The organism is Candidatus Nitrosocosmicus sp. FF01, assembly GCF_047711275.1.
In the GTDB taxonomy this organism is placed as follows: domain Archaea; phylum Thermoproteota; class Nitrososphaeria; order Nitrososphaerales; family Nitrososphaeraceae; genus Nitrosocosmicus.
This window is the reverse complement of the sequence record NZ_JBLNIG010000002.1, coordinates 86,120-106,826: the sequence shown is the minus strand read 5'-3', so window position 1 is coordinate 106,826 and position 20,707 is coordinate 86,120. Positions and strand designations below refer to the sequence as shown.

22 protein-coding genes are annotated in these 20,707 nt (G+C 34.2%); 13 read left to right on the top strand and 9 right to left on the bottom strand.

Features of this window, described 5'->3' with window-relative positions:
- Positions 1-143 precede the first annotated feature (143 nt).
- Positions 144-1,790 (top strand): nitrite/sulfite reductase, encoded by a 1,647-nt coding sequence (locus ACMT7R_RS05975; RefSeq protein ID WP_415311639.1) that lies wholly within the window; start codon positions 144-146, stop codon positions 1,788-1,790.
- Complete coding sequence (locus tag ACMT7R_RS05970; RefSeq protein WP_415310719.1) at positions 1,787-2,653, top strand: sulfurtransferase; 867 nt, start codon at positions 1,787-1,789, stop codon at positions 2,651-2,653. The genes ACMT7R_RS05975 and ACMT7R_RS05970 overlap by 4 nt, the downstream gene beginning before the upstream one ends.
- A 21-nt stretch (positions 2,654-2,674) precedes the next feature.
- Here the strand turns inward: ACMT7R_RS05970 and ACMT7R_RS05965 are convergent, their stop codons facing one another.
- Together ACMT7R_RS05965 and ACMT7R_RS05960 are read right to left on the bottom strand one after the other, a co-directional pair.
- The gene (locus tag ACMT7R_RS05965; protein ID WP_415310718.1) at positions 2,675-3,061 is read right to left on the bottom strand and encodes an RNA-binding domain-containing protein; all 387 of its coding nucleotides are present in this window, start codon (positions 3,059-3,061) and stop codon (positions 2,675-2,677) included.
- 7 nt (positions 3,062-3,068) lie between these two features.
- Positions 3,069-3,677, bottom strand: a complete 609-nt coding sequence (locus tag ACMT7R_RS05960; protein ID WP_415310717.1) for an AAA family ATPase — start codon at positions 3,675-3,677, stop codon at positions 3,069-3,071.
- 91 nt (positions 3,678-3,768) lie between these two features.
- On the opposite strand from ACMT7R_RS05960, the gene thpR reads away from it, so the two are divergent.
- The 3 genes from thpR to ACMT7R_RS05945 are packed head-to-tail and all read left to right on the top strand — an operon-like array spanning position 3,769 to position 6,509.
- On the top strand, positions 3,769-4,353 hold the full coding sequence (gene thpR, locus ACMT7R_RS05955) for an RNA 2',3'-cyclic phosphodiesterase (protein ID WP_415310716.1): 585 nt from the start codon (positions 3,769-3,771) through the stop codon (positions 4,351-4,353).
- Between the two features lie 4 nt (positions 4,354-4,357).
- The gene (gene cca, locus ACMT7R_RS05950; RefSeq protein WP_415310715.1) at positions 4,358-5,758 is read left to right on the top strand and encodes a CCA tRNA nucleotidyltransferase; all 1,401 of its coding nucleotides are present in this window, start codon (positions 4,358-4,360) and stop codon (positions 5,756-5,758) included.
- A complete protein-coding gene (locus ACMT7R_RS05945; protein ID WP_415310714.1) occupies positions 5,742-6,509 on the top strand; it encodes a hypothetical protein in 768 nt (255 codons plus the stop codon). The genes cca and ACMT7R_RS05945 overlap by 17 nt, the downstream gene beginning before the upstream one ends.
- A gap of 336 nt (positions 6,510-6,845) precedes the next feature.
- Here the strand turns inward: ACMT7R_RS05945 and ACMT7R_RS05940 are convergent, their stop codons facing one another.
- Positions 6,846-6,995, bottom strand: coding sequence for a hypothetical protein (locus tag ACMT7R_RS05940; RefSeq protein ID WP_415310713.1), 150 nt, complete (start codon positions 6,993-6,995; stop codon positions 6,846-6,848).
- 216 nt (positions 6,996-7,211) lie between these two features.
- Here ACMT7R_RS05940 and ACMT7R_RS05935 point away from each other — a divergent pair, with 216 nt between their 5' ends.
- The 4 genes from ACMT7R_RS05935 to ACMT7R_RS05920 all read left to right on the top strand — a co-directional run bounded on the left by ACMT7R_RS05935 (position 7,212) and on the right by ACMT7R_RS05920 (position 11,533).
- Positions 7,212-8,165, top strand: coding sequence for a glycosyltransferase (locus ACMT7R_RS05935; protein ID WP_415310712.1), 954 nt, complete (start codon positions 7,212-7,214; stop codon positions 8,163-8,165).
- Between the two features lie 172 nt (positions 8,166-8,337).
- A complete protein-coding gene (locus tag ACMT7R_RS05930; RefSeq protein ID WP_415310711.1) occupies positions 8,338-9,981 on the top strand; it encodes a hypothetical protein in 1,644 nt (547 codons plus the stop codon).
- A 118-nt stretch (positions 9,982-10,099) separates the two neighbouring features.
- A complete protein-coding gene (locus ACMT7R_RS05925) occupies positions 10,100-10,828 on the top strand; it encodes a class I SAM-dependent methyltransferase (RefSeq protein ID WP_415310710.1) in 729 nt (242 codons plus the stop codon).
- Positions 10,829-10,993: 165 nt separating this feature from the next.
- Positions 10,994-11,533: a hypothetical protein gene (locus ACMT7R_RS05920; RefSeq protein WP_415310709.1), complete on the top strand. Its 540-nt coding sequence runs from the start codon at positions 10,994-10,996 to the stop codon at positions 11,531-11,533.
- Positions 11,534-11,576: 43 nt separating this feature from the next.
- Here the strand turns inward: ACMT7R_RS05920 and ACMT7R_RS05915 are convergent, their stop codons facing one another.
- The gene (locus ACMT7R_RS05915; protein WP_415310708.1) at positions 11,577-11,951 is read right to left on the bottom strand and encodes a hypothetical protein; all 375 of its coding nucleotides are present in this window, start codon (positions 11,949-11,951) and stop codon (positions 11,577-11,579) included.
- A gap of 113 nt (positions 11,952-12,064) precedes the next feature.
- Between ACMT7R_RS05915 and ACMT7R_RS05910 the strand changes: the two genes are divergently transcribed.
- Positions 12,065-12,373: a hypothetical protein gene (locus ACMT7R_RS05910; protein ID WP_148685579.1), complete on the top strand. Its 309-nt coding sequence runs from the start codon at positions 12,065-12,067 to the stop codon at positions 12,371-12,373.
- Between the two features lie 8 nt (positions 12,374-12,381).
- Here ACMT7R_RS05910 and ACMT7R_RS05905 read toward each other — a convergent pair whose 3' ends face one another.
- The 4 genes from ACMT7R_RS05905 to ACMT7R_RS05890 form a co-directional block, all read right to left on the bottom strand.
- Complete coding sequence (locus ACMT7R_RS05905; protein ID WP_415310707.1) at positions 12,382-13,068, bottom strand: hypothetical protein; 687 nt, start codon at positions 13,066-13,068, stop codon at positions 12,382-12,384.
- Between the two features lie 112 nt (positions 13,069-13,180).
- Positions 13,181-15,301, bottom strand: coding sequence for a thioredoxin domain-containing protein (locus ACMT7R_RS05900; protein WP_415310706.1), 2,121 nt, complete (start codon positions 15,299-15,301; stop codon positions 13,181-13,183).
- A gap of 134 nt (positions 15,302-15,435) precedes the next feature.
- Positions 15,436-15,501 (bottom strand): hypothetical protein, encoded by a 66-nt coding sequence (locus tag ACMT7R_RS05895; RefSeq protein ID WP_415311638.1) that lies wholly within the window; start codon positions 15,499-15,501, stop codon positions 15,436-15,438.
- 4 nt (positions 15,502-15,505) lie between these two features.
- Positions 15,506-16,198, bottom strand: a complete 693-nt coding sequence (locus tag ACMT7R_RS05890; RefSeq protein WP_415310705.1) for a hypothetical protein — start codon at positions 16,196-16,198, stop codon at positions 15,506-15,508.
- A gap of 81 nt (positions 16,199-16,279) precedes the next feature.
- On the opposite strand from ACMT7R_RS05890, the gene ACMT7R_RS05885 reads away from it, so the two are divergent.
- Entirely contained in the window at positions 16,280-16,750 is a 471-nt protein-coding gene (locus tag ACMT7R_RS05885; protein ID WP_415310704.1) for a RidA family protein, read from the top strand.
- 37 nt (positions 16,751-16,787) lie between these two features.
- On the opposite strand, the gene ACMT7R_RS05880 is transcribed toward ACMT7R_RS05885, so the two are convergent.
- Positions 16,788-17,714, bottom strand: coding sequence for a hypothetical protein (locus ACMT7R_RS05880; RefSeq protein ID WP_415310703.1), 927 nt, complete (start codon positions 17,712-17,714; stop codon positions 16,788-16,790).
- A gap of 317 nt (positions 17,715-18,031) precedes the next feature.
- Here ACMT7R_RS05880 and ACMT7R_RS05875 point away from each other — a divergent pair, with 317 nt between their 5' ends.
- Both ACMT7R_RS05875 and ACMT7R_RS05870 read left to right on the top strand, forming a co-directional pair.
- Positions 18,032-20,041, top strand: a complete 2,010-nt coding sequence (locus ACMT7R_RS05875; protein WP_415310702.1) for a discoidin domain-containing protein — start codon at positions 18,032-18,034, stop codon at positions 20,039-20,041.
- Between the two features lie 275 nt (positions 20,042-20,316).
- The gene (locus tag ACMT7R_RS05870) at positions 20,317-20,685 is read left to right on the top strand and encodes a DUF6659 family protein (protein WP_415310701.1); all 369 of its coding nucleotides are present in this window, start codon (positions 20,317-20,319) and stop codon (positions 20,683-20,685) included.
- Positions 20,686-20,707: the final 22 nt, after the last annotated feature.

The following is a 20,707-nucleotide window of genomic DNA, read 5'->3' as shown; positions in this document are numbered from 1 at the left end:
AAAAATGGGGTCTAGCAGAAGAATCTGAATATTTTGCTAATAAAGTAAAACTTTATCGCCAAGATAAATTGAATGCCGATGAATTTAGGCGTTTTAGATTACAAAATGGTGCTTATGGGTCTAGATTAAATAGCGAATTCAGTATGATAAGGATAAAAGTGCCTGGTGGAGATATTGCACCCAATCAGCTCGAAAAGATCGCCAATTTATCAGAATCATTTTCAATCGGATCTGCTCATGTGTCAACTAGACAAAATATTCAATTGCATTGGGTCCAGTTAGAAGATGTTAGCGAAGTTTTTCGAGGTTTGGCTGAAGTTGGACTTACGTCGCGAGAAGCGTGTGGTAATACTATTAGAAATGTAATGTGTAGCCATTTTGCAGGAGTATGTCCGAATGAGCCATTTGATACTACTCCTTATGCTAAGGCAATTGCAAGATTTTTTTTACGAAATCCTATTTGTCAAAATCTTCCTAGAAAATTCAAATTTAATTTTTCATGTTGTTCCAAACATGGTTATGTCCGTATTGCGGATGTAGGGTTAGTTCCAACTATCAGGGATGGGATAAGAGGTTTTCGCGTATATTTGGGAGGTGGCTTGGGTGCTGCTTCATTCATAGGTCATCTGTTAGAAGAGTTCACTCCAGAATCACGACTATTGTCAACATCTATCGCTACCATTAGACTATATGATAGACTAGGAAATAGGGAAAATCTCGCTAGAAATAGAATGCGTTATTTAGTTAGCGAAATTGGGTGGGAAAAATTCAGGGAATTATTACTAAAAGAGCGCACATTGGTGGAAGCTACGATATCCATTCCTACAAGAAATAATTTTGAAAGCTTTTTGAAGGCAGCTGAGACAACTGCAGCCAATCCTGATGCAATAACTTTGTCGGCCAATGGCAAGAAAAGGAAATTACCTGTATTAAGCTCCGAACCAAATGATACCCCATATGACCGATGGCTTCATACAAATGTAGTCACCCAGAAACAATCTGGTTTTTACAGTGTATATATCTCCTTAGGTGCTGGTGATATCACATCGAGCCAATTACGTGTTCTTGCAGATTGTATTCGAGAGTTTTCATTAGAGAAGAAAGCACGTACGAATCCTCAGCAAAATTTCTTAATTAGATATATAAAGGCGGATCAATTGCCAAAAGTCTTTCAGAGATTATCTAGAAGTGGATTGGGAAATCCGGGTGCAAATACAATTGTGTCTACCGTGGGCTGTTCTGGAACTACATCATGCAACCTTGCTATTACCAATTCACATAGATTGGCTAAAGAGATTCAAAGCAAGTTCTTAGAACTTAATGTCGACAAGGACAATGACTTTGTGAATTCAACTATTAAAATCAGCGGGTGTCCTAATTCTTGTGGTCAGCATGAAGTGGCTACTATTGGCTTTTATGGTGGTGCATCACGCATAGGAACGTCTATGGTGCCTATATACACAATGCTTTTTGATGGGAGCACTGGAGAAGACGGTGAATTAGGCAAGGCTGTAATGCGAGTACCCGCTAAGAAGGTGTTAGAAGTCGTCCTTAAAATAATCGATATATTTAAGAAGGAAAGAAAAAATGGTGAGAAACTAAATGAATGGATTCATAAAATCTCTATGGGAAACGGAACTAGCGAGGTTAAGAATCTTGAAGATATGAAAAAGATTCTATTGCCCATAATCGAATTGCCTGCATTTACATCGGCTCCTGATTTCTATAAAGATTATGGAACGGACACCAATTTTGTTGCGAAAACAGCAAGAGGCGAATGTGCAGCTTGAATAGAACTTTCAAGCAAAAAAATAATCAAATAAAGATATTAAAAAAGCGTGAAAAAAGTAAATCGTCTTCACTTGCTTTGAATAATGTGTGTGATATTGACACTCTAAGAACTCTAATTAAAAAAAATAAAGTTAGAATTGTAGATGTAAGAAAAAAGGATGAATACCTAAAAGGTCATATAAAAACTGCCGTTTCTTTACCATTGGCTGAATTGTTATCTAATGATGATCCCGAATCTATAATCAAAATTCTAAATAATCTGGGAATATCTGATGATACGCCTGTAGTGATATACGATGATACATTTGGAGCGTTAGCCTCCAGGGTAGCATGGTCGTTCAAGTACGTAGGTCATAGTAACGTTGCATTATTGGAGGTAACTTTTGATAATTGGAAAAAACTAGGATTAGAAGTTGAGAAAAAATCAAATAAATATCCTAAAACTTCACATTCTATGGATATTGACTATTCTATATTTGCCGATGCCGAATATATAGAAAATGCCCAGAATGATAAAAACAAAATAATAATTGATTCAAGAGAAAGATTGAATTTCTTAACCGAACATATCCCAAATTCAAAGAATATTCCCTATACCATGCTGCGTTCTGAAAATTCTATATTGAGAAATCCTTCTGAACTTAAACGATTCCTAGAGAATAGGGGTATTGATTCAAACAATGAAATCATTACTTATTGTGGAAGTGTTGGTACTCTGTCTGGATTGACATTTTTTGCATTAAAAACTGCTGGTATTTCAAATGTAAAACTTTATCCGAAATCGTTTAAAGAATGGAAATCACTTGGAAAACCCAAAACAGAATTCAAAGATGCAAATTATTGGGATCTGTCGGCCGAATAATATAACACATTTAATTTTCTCTTAACTTTCGAACCATTCATTAACCACCTCTAGGTTGCATCCAGTGATGGATATTTTTATTGGTCCTAATGGAGATTCGTTTTCATTTTCTATTAGTGCAACAACATCCACAAAGGCTGCTTGCTTGTTTATTAAGAACCATGTATTTTCCATGTGGTAATTATTGTAGAGAATTCTTTGTAAGACAGCTAATGATTTTTTGGATTTTATTTTTTCTTTAAGCTTTTCTAAAACTTTGAAATCGTGTTCTTTTATAGATATAGTGTTCTTCTTTTCTATCAATTCTGATTTAGGAAAAATATTATTGAGTGAAAAAATTACCTTTTGTCTGTCCTCAGTCACATTCACTGGGGTCATAATCGTAATTTCAACGTGATTATTTTCCATTTCAAATCTATGATGGGGTAGTAGTAATGTTGTTTTCTTGCTTACTGTTATTGTATTCATCAATCCACTTTTTGATGATCCACTCCACTTGCTCTCTGAGCTCATTCACAGTTATATTGTTATTAGAGATTGATTCGTCCGCTAAAGCTATTGCTTTGCTAATTCCTACACTCATTTCCCGCTCATCTCTTTGCATGAAATTTTCGTGATTCGCTGGTGTATCAGATCTATCTCGCTGTTTGATGTGGTCATATCTAATATCCGAAGAGGCATGTATAGCTAATAATTTTACATACCCTATACTTTTTAGGATGATGAATTCATCATAACTCCTGATTCCATCGACAACGATAAAATCGATATTTTTTAAATCAGTAATTTTCTTGACTGTTAGCTTTGCAATAATTTCATTTCCATGAGTCTTTCTAAAATTTTTCATTAATTCGCCTAGATTATAATCATCTAGTGGCAGGTTATTCTCTTTTGCCTTCTCTCTTATAACGTCTCCCATAGCAATAGGGTAAAATCCGTTTTCTTGTAGAAATCTAGCTACAGTTGATTTTCCTGCCCCTGGCATCCCAGTTAAACAAACAACAAATTGATTTGAATCAACCAACACTTTATTTATGAACTTTTTTTGTTATTTATCTTTTAATTCTGTCAGGAATTTACGAATTAATATATTAAGAGTTTAGTTCAATCATTTTATGCGAACTTTTATTGCAATAGACATTCTCAACGTAGACAAGGTAGTCCACCTCCAAAATATGATTATGAAGCAATTTGAGTTTGACAGATTTAACATTCGACCAGTTGCAAAAGCTAATATTCATATAACTATCAGGTTTTTGGGCGATATTGATGAATCTGCAATCAAAGATGTAACCGAAAATTTAAGTGCTATGAAGTTTGAACCATTTGAGATAAGATTTATCAAAGCAGGTTGTTTTCCACCAAATTCCACCAATCCCAGAGTCATATGGCTAGGAGTGGACGGACCAAGTACTGAAAAATTAAATAACCTTTACAATATCATATCAAAATTGCTAGATCAAGTCAACAACAAGCCCAATGATAGATTTCAAAATTATATAGCAGAGGAAAAAACTGCTTTCTTTCCTCACATTACCCTTTTTCGTCCAAGGCAACGTTTCAAAATTTCCAAGACCTTCAATCCAGATCTTCTAAATATTAATTACGCCGATCAAGTTAAAAACATTAAACTCAAGAAGAGTATCCTTACACCTGAAGGTCCGGTATATTCTGATTTATTAATTATTGATGCTGTTTAAAGAAATGAAGAGTACAAATATCAATAATTTAATCGAACAAATATTAATAGATTGTATTCCCTCATCCTTTGAAGAAAACGTTCTTGTAAATTGTGCCAACATAGTAAAAAAGAAACTTTATTCATACATAGTGGATCATAACCTAGATAATTATGTTACAGATATAGTATTTGGCGGTTCCTTTGCAAAAGGAACTTGGCTTAGAAACTCCGCCGATATTGATATCTTTATCAAATTTAATAGTGATATTGACTATGATCATTTTGAAACCTATGGAAAAGAAATAGGAATGCAATCCTTAATGGAGTATTCTCCATATCTTCGCTATGCCGATCACCCTTATGTAGAAGTTATAGTGGACGGGATAAAAGTGAACGTGGTTCCTTGTTTTGATGTCCCTTTTGGGAGATGGAAAAGTGCTGCAGATCGTTCCCCATTTCATACCTCTTATATGGTTACTAACTTGGATCAAGATCAGAAAAATCAAGTCAGAGTTCTAAAGAGATTTTTAAAATCCCTAAACATCTATGGGGCGGAGATTTCTACTGAAGGATTTAGTGGTTATGTGTGTGAAGTATTGATCTTAAAATTTGGAACTTTTTTGTCGACCATTGAATTTTTTTCAAAGTATAATGAAAATGGATTGATTATTAGGATCGATAAAACTACAATCCCTCAAAACAGGCACAATGATCTTCATAACAGCTTCATCGTAATTTTAGATCCTATCGATCAAAATAGAAATTTGGGTAGTGCAATCTCAACTCGTTCCGTTGCAACTTTGATTCAAGCTTCAAGAAAATTTATGATAAATCCAAATACAAAATATTTTTCTGCTAATAACAACTTTGCAGTTGAGGATCGTCTTAAAAATTCGTTGTCATCATGTATTTTGATAATCGAATTTAGATATACACATAGACCTGCAGATGTTATCTGGGGACAACTCAAAAAACTAACAAAATCGATTGTAAGATTTTCAGGGTCATATGGCTTTAAAATCTTGAAATCAACTTGTAGCGTCAATGAAAAAGAAAATCACTGTGTTATAACATTGTTGCTCGAATCAGCCACGATTTCTTCTTTATCTATTAAGGCCGGCCCAGAAATTCTTAGAAAACAGGATGTTGAAAAATTCATCGAAGCTAATGAGCAATCTCCATTAAAATGGATAGACAATGACTCTGTTACCAAATGTCTTTTTTTTAGGAACTATACAGATATAAAAAAATATCTTGAATCTGCTTTTGCAAATAATCCTACTTTGATAGGGATTCCAAGGGGACTGAAGACCGATTTTATAAATTCCTACAACTTGTATCTCTTGAATCAAGATCATAAACTTGATATGCATGTAAATAATACTATATCCGATTTGATACATACTGATGACAGAATTTTCTAATAAATTTGTTTTATCATCAAGTAAATTAACCGATCTATTATGTTATCCAAGATTTAGTGCAGATGAATATCAAACCAGAATTAACGAACTACTTTCATTGAATATAAAATTTGTAATATTAGAGGGCCCTACTATTTTAAATTCTGTTAGCATTTTGGGAAAAGGTAATGAGGGTTTGGTTCTAAAGGTTATTGATTATGAAAATAATACAATGGCCGTCAAAATTAGAAGAACCGATTCCTGCAGAAATGAAATGGAAAATGAATTTAATTTTTATAAATATGTCAATCTGCATAATATAGGACCAAAGGTCCATTTGCATACAAAAAATATTATGTTAATGGAATGCATTGAAGGCATACCTGCAAAAAAATGGTTCTTATCTTGCAGACCAAATCCAGATTTGGTCAGACATATTGTAATTGATATTTTGAACCAATGTTACGTATTAGATGGAATGGGAATAGATCATGGTCAATTAAATAAATTAGATAATCATGTCATAATTTCCCCTGATGGATTAAAATGTACAATAGTTGATTTTGAGAGTGCAAGTAGTAAAAGAAAAGTTAATAACGTAACCTCTGCATTACAAGGTTTGATTTTTAAGGGATATATATCAGAACAAGTAAATGCGTTTCATAATTACCATAATTCTAAAACTACATTTCTAAATCTCTTATCAATGTATAAACATGAAAAGTGTAGAAAAAATTTCGAGAAGATATTAACTCTGATTAGGTGTAATTGATAAATCAACTTCGAGCAGTATTTCACACAAATTATCCCAAATACAAGAAATCTAAATCAAAGCATCGTAGGACTCATTCTGTATAATTATTGGTATTTTTTCGTTTGCATGTTAAATGGCAATGGCGTACTCAAACTCAAGGAAATAATGTAAGAATTGTCATTTAATTTTGAACCTCCAATGGGATTTGCCTGATCAATGGAGGAGTTGGAGACGTAAGAATTAAATCGGGTAAGAATGACTGCCTTCTAACTGGCGGTGCTAGTCTTGGTCCTGGTCTTGGTACAGGTACAGGTACAGGGTACTGACAAATTCAATTATAGTAGTGGAGTAAATTCAATTAGTGCTTTCAGCAAGGTTCATGAAGATAAGAGAAGAAGTGTTAGAGGTAACAGTCAAATTCTTTTCCTTTTCTTTTGTCTCTCTTTTTTCGTAGTGTTTATTTGATACATTATTATGTAAACGACTATACAATAGACGATCCACCGATTCTTTTCCTTGCTTTCATCTACTCATAAAATACATCTTTCATTCAATATTTGATATCGGATTTTTAATATCAGACCAAGCAGCCACCGAATTAACGTCGCATTCTAATATTTAGTATTTGTATTTGCTTGTAAATGAAATGAATTTAAAAACAAAGCAATTATTAATTAATAATCGGTTATATATCGGACAGCATCCTAATTTGAACAAGATATGAACGATGGGGACAAGAGTATTGCAATTATTATCCCTACATTGAATGAGGCACCTACTATCGGTGAATTAATAGATAATATTCATTCTCTCAATTTAAGTCCCAAACCTTTGATATTGATAGTAGATGGCGGATCTATTGACAATACCGTAGAGATTTGCGAGAAGAAGAATACAAAAATTATATTTCAGAGAAGAAAAGGAAAAGGAAGTGCAATACGTGAAGCAGTCGATCAAATAGGTGAGGATATCATCATCTTTATTGATGGAGATGGGACATATTCAATTCCTGAAATTGAATTGTTACTAGAACCTCTACTGGAAGATAAAGCTGACATGGTCGTAGGTTCAAGGATCCATGGAGATAGTAAAAAAGAAAAGGGATCTATATCAGGGTTTAATGCACTAGGTAACAAATTATTCAATCGAACAATAAACTTCGCCATGAAATCTCGAATTACTGATTCACTATCGGGATATCGAGCGTTATATACAACAACCTTTAAAGAATTGATTTTATTCAGTGACAGTTTTGAGATTGAAGTGGAAATGACCGTTGAGGCTCTTGCTAAAGGATTTAGAATTCTTGAGGTTCCAATAAGCTATGGTGTAAGAAAGGGTTCACAGACAAAATTGAATCCCATAAAAGACGGATTAAGGATCGCTAGGACACTGTTATTTATTTTGATGAATGTAAATCCTTTAAAATTTTTTGGCTTGATTTCACTGATGTTTTTTATCGTAGGGTTATATCCAGGATTATTTGTACTGAATGAAAAAATAACTACAGGTGAGATCTTATCTATGCCCTCTGTAGTCTTTTCATCCCTGCTGTTTGTTACTGGAACAATTTCTCTAGTAGTAGGTCTTCTCTCTGAGCTTGTAGTAAGATCAAGAAGAAGACTAGAATACTTGATAACAAAGAATGAAAAAAGCAATAGGCAAATTAATTAATTGATGATTTGGTATGAAATATCTACTAATGGCAAAATGCAGAGGATGACATTAATTCCTTACTTACTTTCTTTGCATGTTAGTAGATATATCGAGATTGTTTTCATGTAATTGAAATTTGCCACAAAACTCTTATAATCTATAATAGACTTTTCAATGACTTGACTTGACGATGATGCACATAGGTATTAGTAGGAAACTAGTAGCTCTTCTTTTCAGCTTTTTCTTGTTAGTAAATATTGCATCAAGTGGTGGACATTTTGACTGGTGGGATGGTATGGAAACATTTTTTGTCACTGAGAGCATGGTCTTAAAACATACAGCAAAATTAGATCCATTAGTTCCCAGCATTGCAGAGCTTAATTTTGATATAAACTATACTATAAATACAAACAAAATTCTTCAAAATGAAAATAGTTCTAATAATGGTATAGATACAATAATTGAACCAGTATATACAGTAAGATCATTGATCCTTTCTGCTATTGCAGTTCCGTTCTACTATGCTGCTCTGTTATTTTCTGTTTCCCCTATTGCTTTGATTGGCTTATTTTTAAATTCTATGATCATCTCAGCTATATGTGTAGTCATATTCTGTTTTTCTATTGATCTTTACAGATCAAAAAAACTAGCTTTTGCATTGAGCTTGGTCTTTGGAGTATGTTCCTTTATCTGGCCATATAATACAACATTTTGGGTTCAGCCTCTACAAGCTTTAACTCTGATACTGGCGGCTTATTATATTCATAAATCCTTACATTCTAATTCTTCATTTATTTGTCATTTTTTCTCTATGCCTCCCAATAAGAAGGCTGGTATATATTTTGCATTGTTAGGCGGTATATTTTTGGGATTATCGATATTTGCACATCCAACAAGCATAATTTTTCTACCGGGGTTCATATTGTACTTTTTTATTACTACTACACGAAGGCACAATAAGAACACGAAAACATTTGTTTATTTCTTGATGGCCCTTGCTATAATGGTATTTCTTGCTGGCCTAGTTAATTATTTGAGATTTGATTCTTTTACCGAGTTTGGATATGGTTCATTTTCTTCTCTTGAAATGCATGATGGATGGAGAGGGTTAATTGGTTTACTCATTAGTCCTGGTGCAGGCATGCTTGTCTTCTTCCCTTTGGCAATTTTGTTACCATGGGGCTTTAAGTACTTGAAGAATCAAAACAAAGGACTAGTTATATTATTTGCCTACATTATCATACTAAATTGGATATATGTAGGAACATTATCTTTTGATTTTGAACCTTTTTCTTGGAGTGGTGGGGTTGCGTGGGGTCCTAGATATTTAATACCAATATTGCCATTTGTCACTTTAGTTATTGGAAGTGCCTTTATGAGACTTGGTCAAAAGTTAAACTTAAAAGTTATTGCACTGGTCTCATTATGTATTTCCGGTTTTGTGGTAAACCTGTTAGGAAAACTTGTTTGGTATCAATATGGAATAATGTATGGATGGGAAAGAGAGAGTCTGTCAACGTTACCTAACAGCCTAGACATAATGACATGGAATCCCTATTACTCTCCCATAATTTTACATGTTAAATCTTTATTTGAAGGCTATGTAAGCACGATTCAGCCAGAAATGTACGCTGGTACTACATGGAATTGGGTCGCTTATGGATTAGCACCATGTTCTATTGATGGGTACATTTATTGTACTTTTGGATCAATATTCATTGCGATAGTATTATTGATAACGACGTTTATCGCTATAGTGTTGATGAAAGAAATAGGTCTCTTGAAAAGACCTTTTAACATTTCTTTATTAAAGAATCAACACAACGGAAGGTAATTTAAAATTTATTTTTGTTAAATTGCTTAAATTATGGACCTAAAATTAACTAATACATTTCAAAGTCTAGAGAGATAACATTCCTTATATTCAATGACTAGTTTCATATAAAGAGGCTATGGACATCGATGCTGGACACTATACAGGCCACGAAAATTTAGAATTAATGTCAGATAGTCATCGTTTCAATGACTGGATGTACGAAGAAATATCATCTTCACTGTATGGAGACATTCTAGAAATAGGAAGTGGTATAGGAACGTTTTCAGAAAAATTAACAAGAGATTTCCCTAATTCCAATTTAACATTTACCGACATCTCATCTATGTATGTTGAATTACTAAAGAAAAAATTTTCATCTAATGGGAGTGTTGTAGTATATAGATTAGATCTTAATGAACGAATTGACTACGAAAGAATTGGTTATAAAAAGTTTGATTCAATATTGGCAGTGAATGTTTTAGAGCATGTGGAAAACGATGAATTTGCATTTGCCCAGTTATACGATATGCTAAAAGAGAAAGGAACCCTCATTGTTTTGGTTCCTTGTCATAAATTTCTTTATAATATTATTGATAAAAATATTGGCCATTATAGAAGATATACCAAGAAAGAATTAGAATATAAAGTTAGAAAAACTGGATTTGTTATTGATAAGACGTTTTATTTCAATACCGTGGGAATGATAGGGTGGTATCTGAATGGTAACTTGTTTAAGAAACCAAAAGTAAGTAGGACGGGAGTCAAGATATTGGATTCTGTTGTTCCGGTGCTCAAGTATACTGAAAGAATATTTGGCAAAAGAATTGGCTTATCTATTATATGTACTGTAAAGAAGAAGAAATAGGTTTGGATTTCTTAAAATGGTCAATATTTTTTTGGATAGTGAGATGAATCTATACATGTTGTAAATTCCTTCATGGTTCAGCACACCATATGGTTGGATCAAAGTGATTAATTGTTTTCATAGAATCTTAGAAAAACATTAATCTTCTTATACGTCACTTCAATTATGACACTTCCTAAAGGATATGTAATACCCAATAAAGAAGCAGAAGATAAGGCCAAAAGAGAAGCAGAAGATAAGGCCAAAAGAGAAGCAGAAGATAAGGCCAAAAGAGAAGCAGAAGATAAGGCCAAAAGAGAAGCAGAAGATAAGGCCAGCTCTAAAACAAACGACCCAGCTTTAGTCAAACCAGAAGGAACTCCAGCTTTAGTCAAACCAGAAGGAACTCCAGCTTTAGTCAAACCAGAAGGAACTCCAGCTTTAGTCAAACCAGAAGGAACTCCAGCTTTAGTCAAACCAGAAGGAACTCCAGCTTTAGTCAAACCAGAAGGAACTCCAGCTTTAGTCAAACCAGAAGGAACTCCAGCTTTAGTCAAACCAGAAGGAACTCCAATGAATTCAACCACAACAAACTCAGATAATGTTGTTGACTATTACGCATTATGGGACCAATTACGTGATGCTTACCTTCAAACTATGAAAGAAGCAATCTCGTCATATTTTAGATTGCTTGATTTTTGGTCGCAGTATAATAGTCAAAAATAACGATCGTTATATCAGTTTGATTCGATCTTCATCAATTTGTTTATTAAGAGTATAAATCAAGTTCATTGTCAGAGTTAACAATCCTGTAGATCTGTTGTGATAAATCACTCGTATTTACATTCTTATTGATCAACAAAAACAAGATATGTTCTTTTACTGGTATTATCAATATTCTAAATGAACTGTACTCATAGCAAATGGAGTTTAAGTTACCAAATGAAGAGGAAAAGCCTTTTCTTAAATCAACTGCATATGCCGATTCAGAAATAATCAATTCGGCATTTCTTCCTTTTAAATACTTATCTAATGAATCTCTTTGACTACTGATATTTAAATGCCCAGATTTTTCAATGATCCCACTAAATAAAATATTATCATTTAAATCGAGTATGTTCTTTGTAAATTGCTCCGCCTTCATATAGTTACAATAATGTAATAAACATATAGCCTTTATGAATTTTCGATTTATTACTTCTATTTTTCAAATCTTTGTAACGAAATCATCATATAAGTCCAAAATACAGTATAACCATGGCTAACGATGCGTCATCATCTTCTACTTCTACAGACACCATTCCATATCCTACGTTGACTATTTTATACCTGCCATCAGAAGCAAAATTAGCAGTCGAAGAAATAAGTCAAAAATATAATAATATGACCGTCGAGGATTGTAAAGGTTTTTTTCATCAGGGCAAGGAAAGAGACTATAAGAAAATTACTATTTGGAGTCAAGGCATCGATAGTCTCTGGTTTAATGCGATTATTGCTCGCATCAAGGAATTATCAAATCTAGAATCTATTCCAATAGTTTCTGGTGGAATAATGTATTCTATATAGAGCTAATTTCACTCTATTAATTTGTGTATTCCTAGGAAAATAGATGTTGTATTAGGTACTTCAAGTGGAAAATCCGAAGGATTGTAGAGATAAATACTCGTCAAGGTGTGTGAATACAATAGATTCGACAAGTCATCGGGAATTATTGACTGATACATACACATACTTCCGGTCCCAGAAAAGTTGGACAAAATATTTATCTGTATTGGAAATAAGTTGTTATCCGAGGAGGAACCAACAATCTGTAATAATGGGTTGGTTGAATTACATGGGAGTTTAGCCAAAATATTTCCATTTGCAATTTTCAACGGCATTGAACTATACAATGGAATAATATCTTTCGAAGAGATGGTCATAGGGTATGGTAAGATTAACATCGGCTGTACATTGTCTACAAAGTTTTCATTAGTTGTACTATTCTTGCTAGTGGTGTTTAAACTTGGAATTAGTGTCTCATTAATAAATGGGGCAACAGTTGTAGTACTGTTAGGTATAAGGAAATTTAAATTGCTATCTAACGGCTGAGATGCATTATTTTGGTTGTTGATTGTTTGATTCATAGTTGGATAGGAAATATTTCTCATGTCCTCTACAACCGAATCGAGTAGAGATGATCCCTTCAAAGAATCAATTATTGATAGCGCCTCATCGCTAGATGATTTTGCTTGATCAAAGTTATCTGGTGGTTGGTCCATTTGACCAAATATGTTTACGCTAATTAATGGAAGTAAAATTAAACTCAACCCGATAATGGAAAAAAATCTCACATGAATAGGATTCAACACTGTGACATAGCTGTAAAAAAATTTATTTAATTCTTTCTTTTGATGATGATGATGAATGTGAGGCTAAAATATTCTCTATCTCCCGTAGGTCTGATATTGGGGGAGTACAGGCAAAATCTTTACATATCAATACAAAATCACCACTTGGTTTATCTTTGATCATTGTTTTATTTCTAAATAGACTATATTTTTCAAGGTCTTGTAAAGCATTCCCTTCATACAAGACGGAAAATATGCTATTTGGGATAAACATTTTGTTCAATTCATCAGTGATTTTTGAATCATTGACATCATGAGAAAAGATGGTGATTTCTATTGGTTTTTTGATGTAGAGATAGCAAGACGATAACAACCAACCAAATCCAAAGGGGTTATCTAACGCTGCTGAGATCGACCCTTTTATCATTTTCTCTGCTTTGTCTATATAATCACTCTTTCCAACTATGTGATACAAACGAATCAAATTGGATACGAAAACCGAATTCCCACTAGGAGTTGCAAGGTCGTATAGTATTTTAGTTCTCAGAAGTAGAGATTCATGCAGGTCGGAGGAATAGTAAAAGTTATTCTCTTCTACATCCCAGAAATGTTTTAGTGCCCAATCAGCGTAATTACAAGTCAAGTCGATGTACTTTGAATCAGTCTTTACCTCAACAATGTCTAAGAGGGCGTTAACATAAAAAGAATAGTCATCTAAATAAGCAGGTATCTTAACCTCGCCCTTCTTGTAAATCCGATATAAAAATCCATTCTTTGATTTTAACTCTTTTTCTATGAATTCTACGGCCTTTACTGCAGCTTCTAGGTATTTTGCTTTTCCCGTTATTTTGAAACCTTTGACAAAGGCCGATATGGCCAAAGCATTCCATGATAAAATTGTCTTATCGTCTTTTTGAGGTCTTACTCTTTTCTCTCGAATATCAAAGAGTATTGCTGAATTCACATCTATTATTTTTTTAATCTCTTCTACGGTTAAACCATATTTTTTTGATAGTTGCTCAATTGAATACTTTACATTGAGTATGTTTTTTCCCTCAAAATTTCCCATTTCAGTAACACCAAAATATTCACAAAATATATCTTGATGTAGTGGAATTTTGATCTCTGAAATTATTTCTCTTTTTGACCAAACATAAAATTTCCCCTCTTCGCCATCGGAATCTGCATCTTCGGCCGAATAGAAAACCCCTTTATCATTGGTAAGCTCTCGCAATATGTAATCTAGTGTTTTTTCAACAGTGTCTCTAAATATTTCGTCTTTGGTAATTTGATACATTTCACAAAATAGTACAACCAATAATGCATTATCATACAACATCTTTTCAAAATGAGGTACTAACCATTTTTGATCTGTTGAATATCTAGAAAATCCTCCCCCTAAATGGTCGTGTATTCCCCCAAAGATAATTTTGTCACATGTTAATAGAACAAAATCTTTGAATTTTTCTATTCCTGAAATATGATAATATCGTAACAAGAACAACAAATTTGAAACATTTGGGAATTTGGGAGAAATACCAAAACCGCCATTAACAAGGTCTGCCATCTGTAATAGATTTAGCGCTGATTCATCTAATACCGTCTTGTCAATTTCACCAATATTGTTACCTCTGATATCTTTTGAGGTACTTGCTAATGCTTCAACAAATTCTGAGGTCGTCTTATTTATGTCGTCTTTCTTTGCCATATATGCTTGTGAGAGTTGTTTAAGGATTTCTCCAAAGCCGGGCATTCCATATCTACTCTCCTTTGGAAAATATGTACCCACATAAAATGGCTTGAGGTCTGGAGTCAGAAATACGGATAAAGGCCAACCTCCATTACCAGTTACTAATTGACATGCCCTTTGATAAATATCGTCGATATCTGGTCTTTCTTCTCTATCGACCTTTATGTTAATGAATTTTTCATTCATAATTTTTGCAATTTCATTATCTTCAAATGACTCATGTGCCATCACATGACACCAGTGACAAGAGCTATAACCTATGCTGAGAAAGATCGGTTTATCCTCTTTCTTTGAGCGATTAATTGTCTCGTCATTCCAAGCTAACCAATTAACTGGATTAAATGCATGTTGCAATAAATAAGGGCTACTCTCATGTATCAAAGAATTCGGTTTTCTCTCGACCTTATCATTCATTATGATAACTAGTCATCTTAGATGTATTATGTATTTATGTGCGTAAATTGTAATAATGCGCTACAACAATTACCATTTTCGAAATTTTGTTTGTTTGTGTACCTGTTAACAAATAGTATGGTATGTTATAATGCTTAACTTACAACAACTGTACCGACCATTCCGGGATGCAGTGTGCAGAAATAAGGATATTCGCCCACTACTTCAAAGGTATGTTCGAATGTTTTTCCTTTGCTGGTCAGCGCTGTAGGTCCAGTCAACCCTGAATCGAATTCTTTTCCAACGTCTGCTGCACCTACTTCGCCCAGAGGTAACCGTATGAAAAGCTGCGTCATCATTTGTCCAAACAACCGTTTGACCTATAGTAATCTCGACGGGATTTGGATTATAAGCGGTATCGGTCAAAGTAGACGCACCTGAAACTATAGATACTTGTACCTTTTGTGAGTCTGAGCTTGTTGCATTAGAGGAGCTTGTTGCATTAGAGGAGCTTGTTGCATTAGAGGAGCTTGTTGCATTAGAGGAGCTTGTTGCATTAGAGGAGCTTGTTGCATTAGAGGAGCTTGTTGCATTAGAGGAGCTTGTTGCATTAGAGGAGCTTGTTGCATTAGAGGAGCTTGTTGCATTATCCGCAAGGAAAGGACGAAGTGAAGGGGGTGTTTGCAATACAGTTGGGTCTGTAATGACAGGCTCTTCTGGTAAATGATATTCAGCTCGTAGGGTTGATTGTTGCAAATTTAAAACGTCAGATGAAAAGGATGGACCAATATATCCAAAAGAAGCCCATAATACATAAATAAATAACAATGAAAGTCCCATTACTATCAGGGAGATACCTATAGTACCTATTTTCCATTTCTTGGCTGGGAGTTTTGGAAGGTCATCCTCCGTTGACATAAATACAACAAAAGATAAAGATATTAAAAAGGTTACTAAACGTAAAAGTTAACATTTTAGTTCTAACAAGTATATTAAATTATGAATCCTGAGAAAAAAATAGAATCACTAAATCTTGTAATACCAAAGGGAATATCAAAAGCACTAGGCTCTTATGTTCCAATAGTAAGAGTAGATAATCTTGTTTTCATTTCTGGTCAAATTCCACTTGATATGGAATATCCTACTAATGATTTAAAATATAGAGGTAAAGTGGGAAAACAAATTTCAATAGAAGATGCGCAATCAGCTTGCAAAATCTGTTGTCTTAACGCGATCTCAATTCTGAAAAATTTGGTAGGGGATTTAGATAAAGTAAAAAGAATTGTCAAAATAACTGGTTATGTAAATTGTGAAGACTCTTTTATGGAGCATCCAAAAGTCATAAACGGTGCTTCAGATTTTCTTATTGAAGTCTTTGGAGAAATTGGAAGACATTCTAGAGTGGCAGTGGGAGTAAACAGTTTACCATTAAACGCCCCAGTTGAAATCGATTTTATAATTCAATTGTAAAAACTGCGATTTTCTTCATTTAGAAAAGAGATGGGGTTTAATGACCAAATAATTTAAAGTCTGTTATCCCGAGACCCTTTTCTAATGTACTTCCAAGGGGTACTATCTTTAGGAACTTTGCTTCAATAGAGGATGGGTATTTGTAAATTTCTGGTAGTTCTCCGCTAAATCCTGTGTTGGAGAAAACTATGGGATCAGAATATAGACTTCCGTCATCGGAGCTTTGTACTGCAAAGAAATTTATGTCATTTTGAGCATTTTTGAGTCCTAATTGAATACCACAAATGTTCTTAACGTCTGCCAATTGTACATTTAATTCATCTATTATACCAAATGAAAGTTCTTTAATCAATGGCTGATTAATGACTTGGTTCAAAACGCTAGTAGCGGGATTGCCCATTGCAGTTAATTTGTCTAATGGTAATTCATTTCCACATTGGTTAGATTGTGGAGTTAAACTCAAAAGATTTTGGTTGTTATCTACTACGTTAACTAATTTTGAATAGGATACATATTCTCCATCTGGGTATATTGCATGAACATCCAGATTATAAAGGCCTGGAGATGGTGTATTAGCCGTAAATTCTCCAGTGGATAACTTTTCTAACGCCCACAATGTGGTATAGTCTGTTTCATAATCTATAAGAAAAGCGTCTACTCTCGCTGGCTCTTCCTCAAAGTCAAAAGATATTTTGTCCCCTCTGTTTATTGCATATATCAATGAATTGAATTCGAACTCATGTTCATCTTCAGGAACTTGTATTTTTTTCATTAAATTGTCCTTTACTGTCAATGATGGTTTTAAGTCTGAGATGCCTCCATTATAGAGTAAACTTGCTTTGGGTAGCTCTGAAGACTGTGCTAATACAGTAACCGGACTTACAGATATTAATGCGGAACTAATCATGAAGACTATGAATGCACTTGTAATTACAACATTCTTTATTTTAAGATATTGAAACAATTTTAATTTATATTACGGTTGTTGATATTTATGAAATATGTTGTAATTTGTAATAAAATTTTATATAATTTTATCTAATAAGCTCTTATTATATCATTTACTCTAGTAAGAAATTGATAGAATAATGTAGATATTAATTATTAATTATCAAACTCGCATAACTTAATATATCATATTTCTTTGATAATAAAAGTAAGCGTCTCATAAATATTAAATTCTCCTAAATTCTTGAAATGAGTATAATTAATGCGCTCTTAGTTATCGAAATTGATTTGAATTATCCAAAAAATTTCAATTTAATGGAGGCACGTGTTTAAATGAAAAATTATAACAATTTTTTAAGTATTTTTCTTGCATTAACCCTGATTCTTTCATCTCCGGGATTAGCCGATTTCTTTACTCAAGCATATGCAAGTTTGAACTTGAATGACATTATTGGCGGGTATTTGGATGGCGGGCTTTCTCCGGGAAATGGAAATTGGCCTTGGCCTTGGCCCAATCCAAATCCTACTCCCACCCCCACACCTGATCCTACTCCCACCCCCACACCTGATCCTACTCCTGACCCCATACCAGCAGATTGTACTGAAGCTACAGTTACTCGCATAGGTGCAAGTGGATATGATGCTAGCAATGTGCCACAAAATGTTCTTGACAAAAACTTCAACACAAGATGGTCAGAATATGGTAAAGGATCTTACATCCAAATCGAACTTGAGAAAAATGATATCCTTTGTGCAGTAGATATTGCATGGCATAGAGGTGATATGAGAACAAATGACTTTACCATTTCGACCTCTCAAGATGGGTCAAGCTTTACAACTTTGTTGTCTGGAAAAAGTAAAGGCGATACTAATTCATATGAACAGTATGTGAACACAGACCCTGCATTAAAAGCAAAGTATATCAGAGTTACTGTGAACGGCAACACCGAAAATGATTGGGCTTCTATATCTGAGATCCGCGCATTTTCCAAACCTTCATCATCTGATCCTACTCCCACCCCCACACCTGATCCTACTCCCACCCCCACACCTGATCCTACTCCTGACCCCATACCAGCAGATTGTACTGAAGCTACAGTTACTCGCATAGGTGCAAGTGGATATGATGCTAGCAATGTGCCACAAAATGTTCTTGACAAAAACTTCAACACAAGATGGTCAGAATATGGTAAAGGATCTTACATCCAAATCGAACTTGAGAAAAATGATATCCTTTGTGCAGTAGATATTGCATGGCATAGAGGTGATATGAGAACAAATGACTTTACCATTTCGACCTCTCAAGATGGGTCAAGCTTTACAACTCTTTTGACTGATCGAAGCTCACAACAAACCAATTCATTTGAGTCTTACGTAATTAAGGATTCTACATTAAAAGCAAAGTATATCAGAGTTACTGTGAACGGCAACACCGAAAATGATTGGGCTTCTATATCTGAGATCCGCGCATTTTCCAAACCTTCATCATCTGATCCAACACCCACACCTACACCTACACCTACACCTACACCTACACCTACACCTACTCCAACCCCTGATCCTAATAGCGGAGTAGATGTTTTTGGAGTAAAGAAAATTTATCGTGATAAACCAAATGGGGAAAAATGGTTCATGAACATGAATGATCCGAACTCAGATAGCCGATTTGATCCTAAATTAACATTAAAGAAAAACAGTGATGGATCGTGGAAAGTAACCTCCGACAAAGTTAGAATGAACGTGTTTACTAGTACCGGATATCATCAAGATGACATTGACACATATGATCAAAAACAACTCTCAAGTAAAGGTTATATGCAAGCAGTAAATGACTGGAGGAATCTGGAAATAACAGGAATTGTAAAAATAAATTCAGCATCTGATTCGGACTTTGATTTGACTTGGTATGCCCATGGTGGTAAACACAACTCTGATGTTCCTTGTGAAGGAACTGCATATAAGGGTGGATTATTCAAAGACGGTCGCTCTCGATTTGCAAAAGAACAGTGGCATTCAGGAGGCTATTCATTTACACCAGCTCAAAAGAATATTGGATCAATTGAAGATAAGTGGGTCGGATACAAAGCAATTATGTACAACACTGTGGTAGATGGTAAACAAGTGGTAAAGCTTGAAAATTGGGTTGATGAAAACAATAACGGACAATGGAAAAAGATCTTTGGCTATACCGACAGTGGTGGATTTGGTGATGAGGGTGATAGATGCGGAGGAAGTCCAGGCGAATTGATTTCATGGGGAGGCCCAATCGTAACATTCCGCTGGGATGGAAGCTCTAACGTCGATATTAAGAATCTAAGTGTCAGGGAGATAGCCGTCAACTGAGCCTTCACTTTTCCTCCCAATCCTCTGCTTCTCTTCTATATTATTTTTCTATACAATTCTTCCTCATAGATTAATTAACAGAAAAAATATTAGAAATTTGTGTCTTTCATACGTTATAGGCTTGTTAGATTAAGGAGATTTACTTATAACAAGATCTTTATAATTACAAAGTTTCTGTTATTTTTGTACATTAGGGTAAAGATGTTTTTTGGATTGTACTAAAAAATCCATAAGGAATCTTAACATTCAATAAATAGTATCCATTCTAATTATTCATGGACTACCAAAAAATAATTGATACTATTTTTGAACTAAATAATGATATCCGGTATGCCGGATTGATTGATGAAACCGGCTCCCTAATAGTTGGTGGAATGCGCCATGGAATTGATTCTATTGTTGATCAACCAAGTGAAGAATTGTATCTTACACACACAGCCCTCCGAAAATCTATGAGAGAAAGATTTGATGATACGATGGGTAAAGCTCGATTTGTGTATGTAGAACGTGAAAAACTATCTTTATTAACATTTTACTTGGATAAAAAGATGTTATTAATAACTTTGGAGCCTAATATGGAATCTCAAAACGTGATTGATTTAGCTGAGGATATACTAGACATCGTAAGTGGAAACAAATCTTAGATCAAACTTTAATCTTTTTCTC

Excerpts from the sequence above, each read along its gene's own strand:
- ACMT7R_RS05925 (WP_415310710.1), top strand. The coding sequence starts at position 10,100 with ATGGACATCGATGCTGGACACTATACAGGCCACGAAAATTTAGAATTA.
- ACMT7R_RS05870 (WP_415310701.1), top strand. The coding sequence starts at position 20,317 with ATGGACTACCAAAAAATAATTGATACTATTTTTGAACTAAATAATGAT.
- ACMT7R_RS05935 (WP_415310712.1), top strand. The coding sequence starts at position 7,212 with ATGAACGATGGGGACAAGAGTATTGCAATTATTATCCCTACATTGAAT.
- ACMT7R_RS05910 (WP_148685579.1), top strand. The coding sequence starts at position 12,065 with ATGGCTAACGATGCGTCATCATCTTCTACTTCTACAGACACCATTCCA.
- ACMT7R_RS05900 (WP_415310706.1), bottom strand. The coding sequence starts at position 15,301 with ATGAATGATAAGGTCGAGAGAAAACCGAATTCTTTGATACATGAGAGT.
- ACMT7R_RS05915 (WP_415310708.1), bottom strand. The coding sequence starts at position 11,951 with ATGAAGGCGGAGCAATTTACAAAGAACATACTCGATTTAAATGATAAT.
- ACMT7R_RS05905 (WP_415310707.1), bottom strand. The coding sequence starts at position 13,068 with ATGGACCAACCACCAGATAACTTTGATCAAGCAAAATCATCTAGCGAT.
- ACMT7R_RS05890 (WP_415310705.1), bottom strand. The coding sequence starts at position 16,198 with ATGTCAACGGAGGATGACCTTCCAAAACTCCCAGCCAAGAAATGGAAA.
- ACMT7R_RS05875 (WP_415310702.1), top strand. The coding sequence starts at position 18,032 with ATGAAAAATTATAACAATTTTTTAAGTATTTTTCTTGCATTAACCCTG.
- thpR (WP_415310716.1), top strand. The coding sequence starts at position 3,769 with ATGCGAACTTTTATTGCAATAGACATTCTCAACGTAGACAAGGTAGTC.
- ACMT7R_RS05930 (WP_415310711.1), top strand. The coding sequence starts at position 8,338 with ATGATGCACATAGGTATTAGTAGGAAACTAGTAGCTCTTCTTTTCAGC.
- ACMT7R_RS05885 (WP_415310704.1), top strand. The coding sequence starts at position 16,280 with ATGAATCCTGAGAAAAAAATAGAATCACTAAATCTTGTAATACCAAAG.
- ACMT7R_RS05965 (WP_415310718.1), bottom strand. The coding sequence starts at position 3,061 with ATGGAAAATAATCACGTTGAAATTACGATTATGACCCCAGTGAATGTG.
- ACMT7R_RS05945 (WP_415310714.1), top strand. The coding sequence starts at position 5,742 with ATGACAGAATTTTCTAATAAATTTGTTTTATCATCAAGTAAATTAACC.
- ACMT7R_RS05975 (WP_415311639.1), top strand. The coding sequence starts at position 144 with ATGATAAGGATAAAAGTGCCTGGTGGAGATATTGCACCCAATCAGCTC.
- ACMT7R_RS05920 (WP_415310709.1), top strand. The coding sequence starts at position 10,994 with ATGACACTTCCTAAAGGATATGTAATACCCAATAAAGAAGCAGAAGAT.
- cca (WP_415310715.1), top strand. The coding sequence starts at position 4,358 with ATGAAGAGTACAAATATCAATAATTTAATCGAACAAATATTAATAGAT.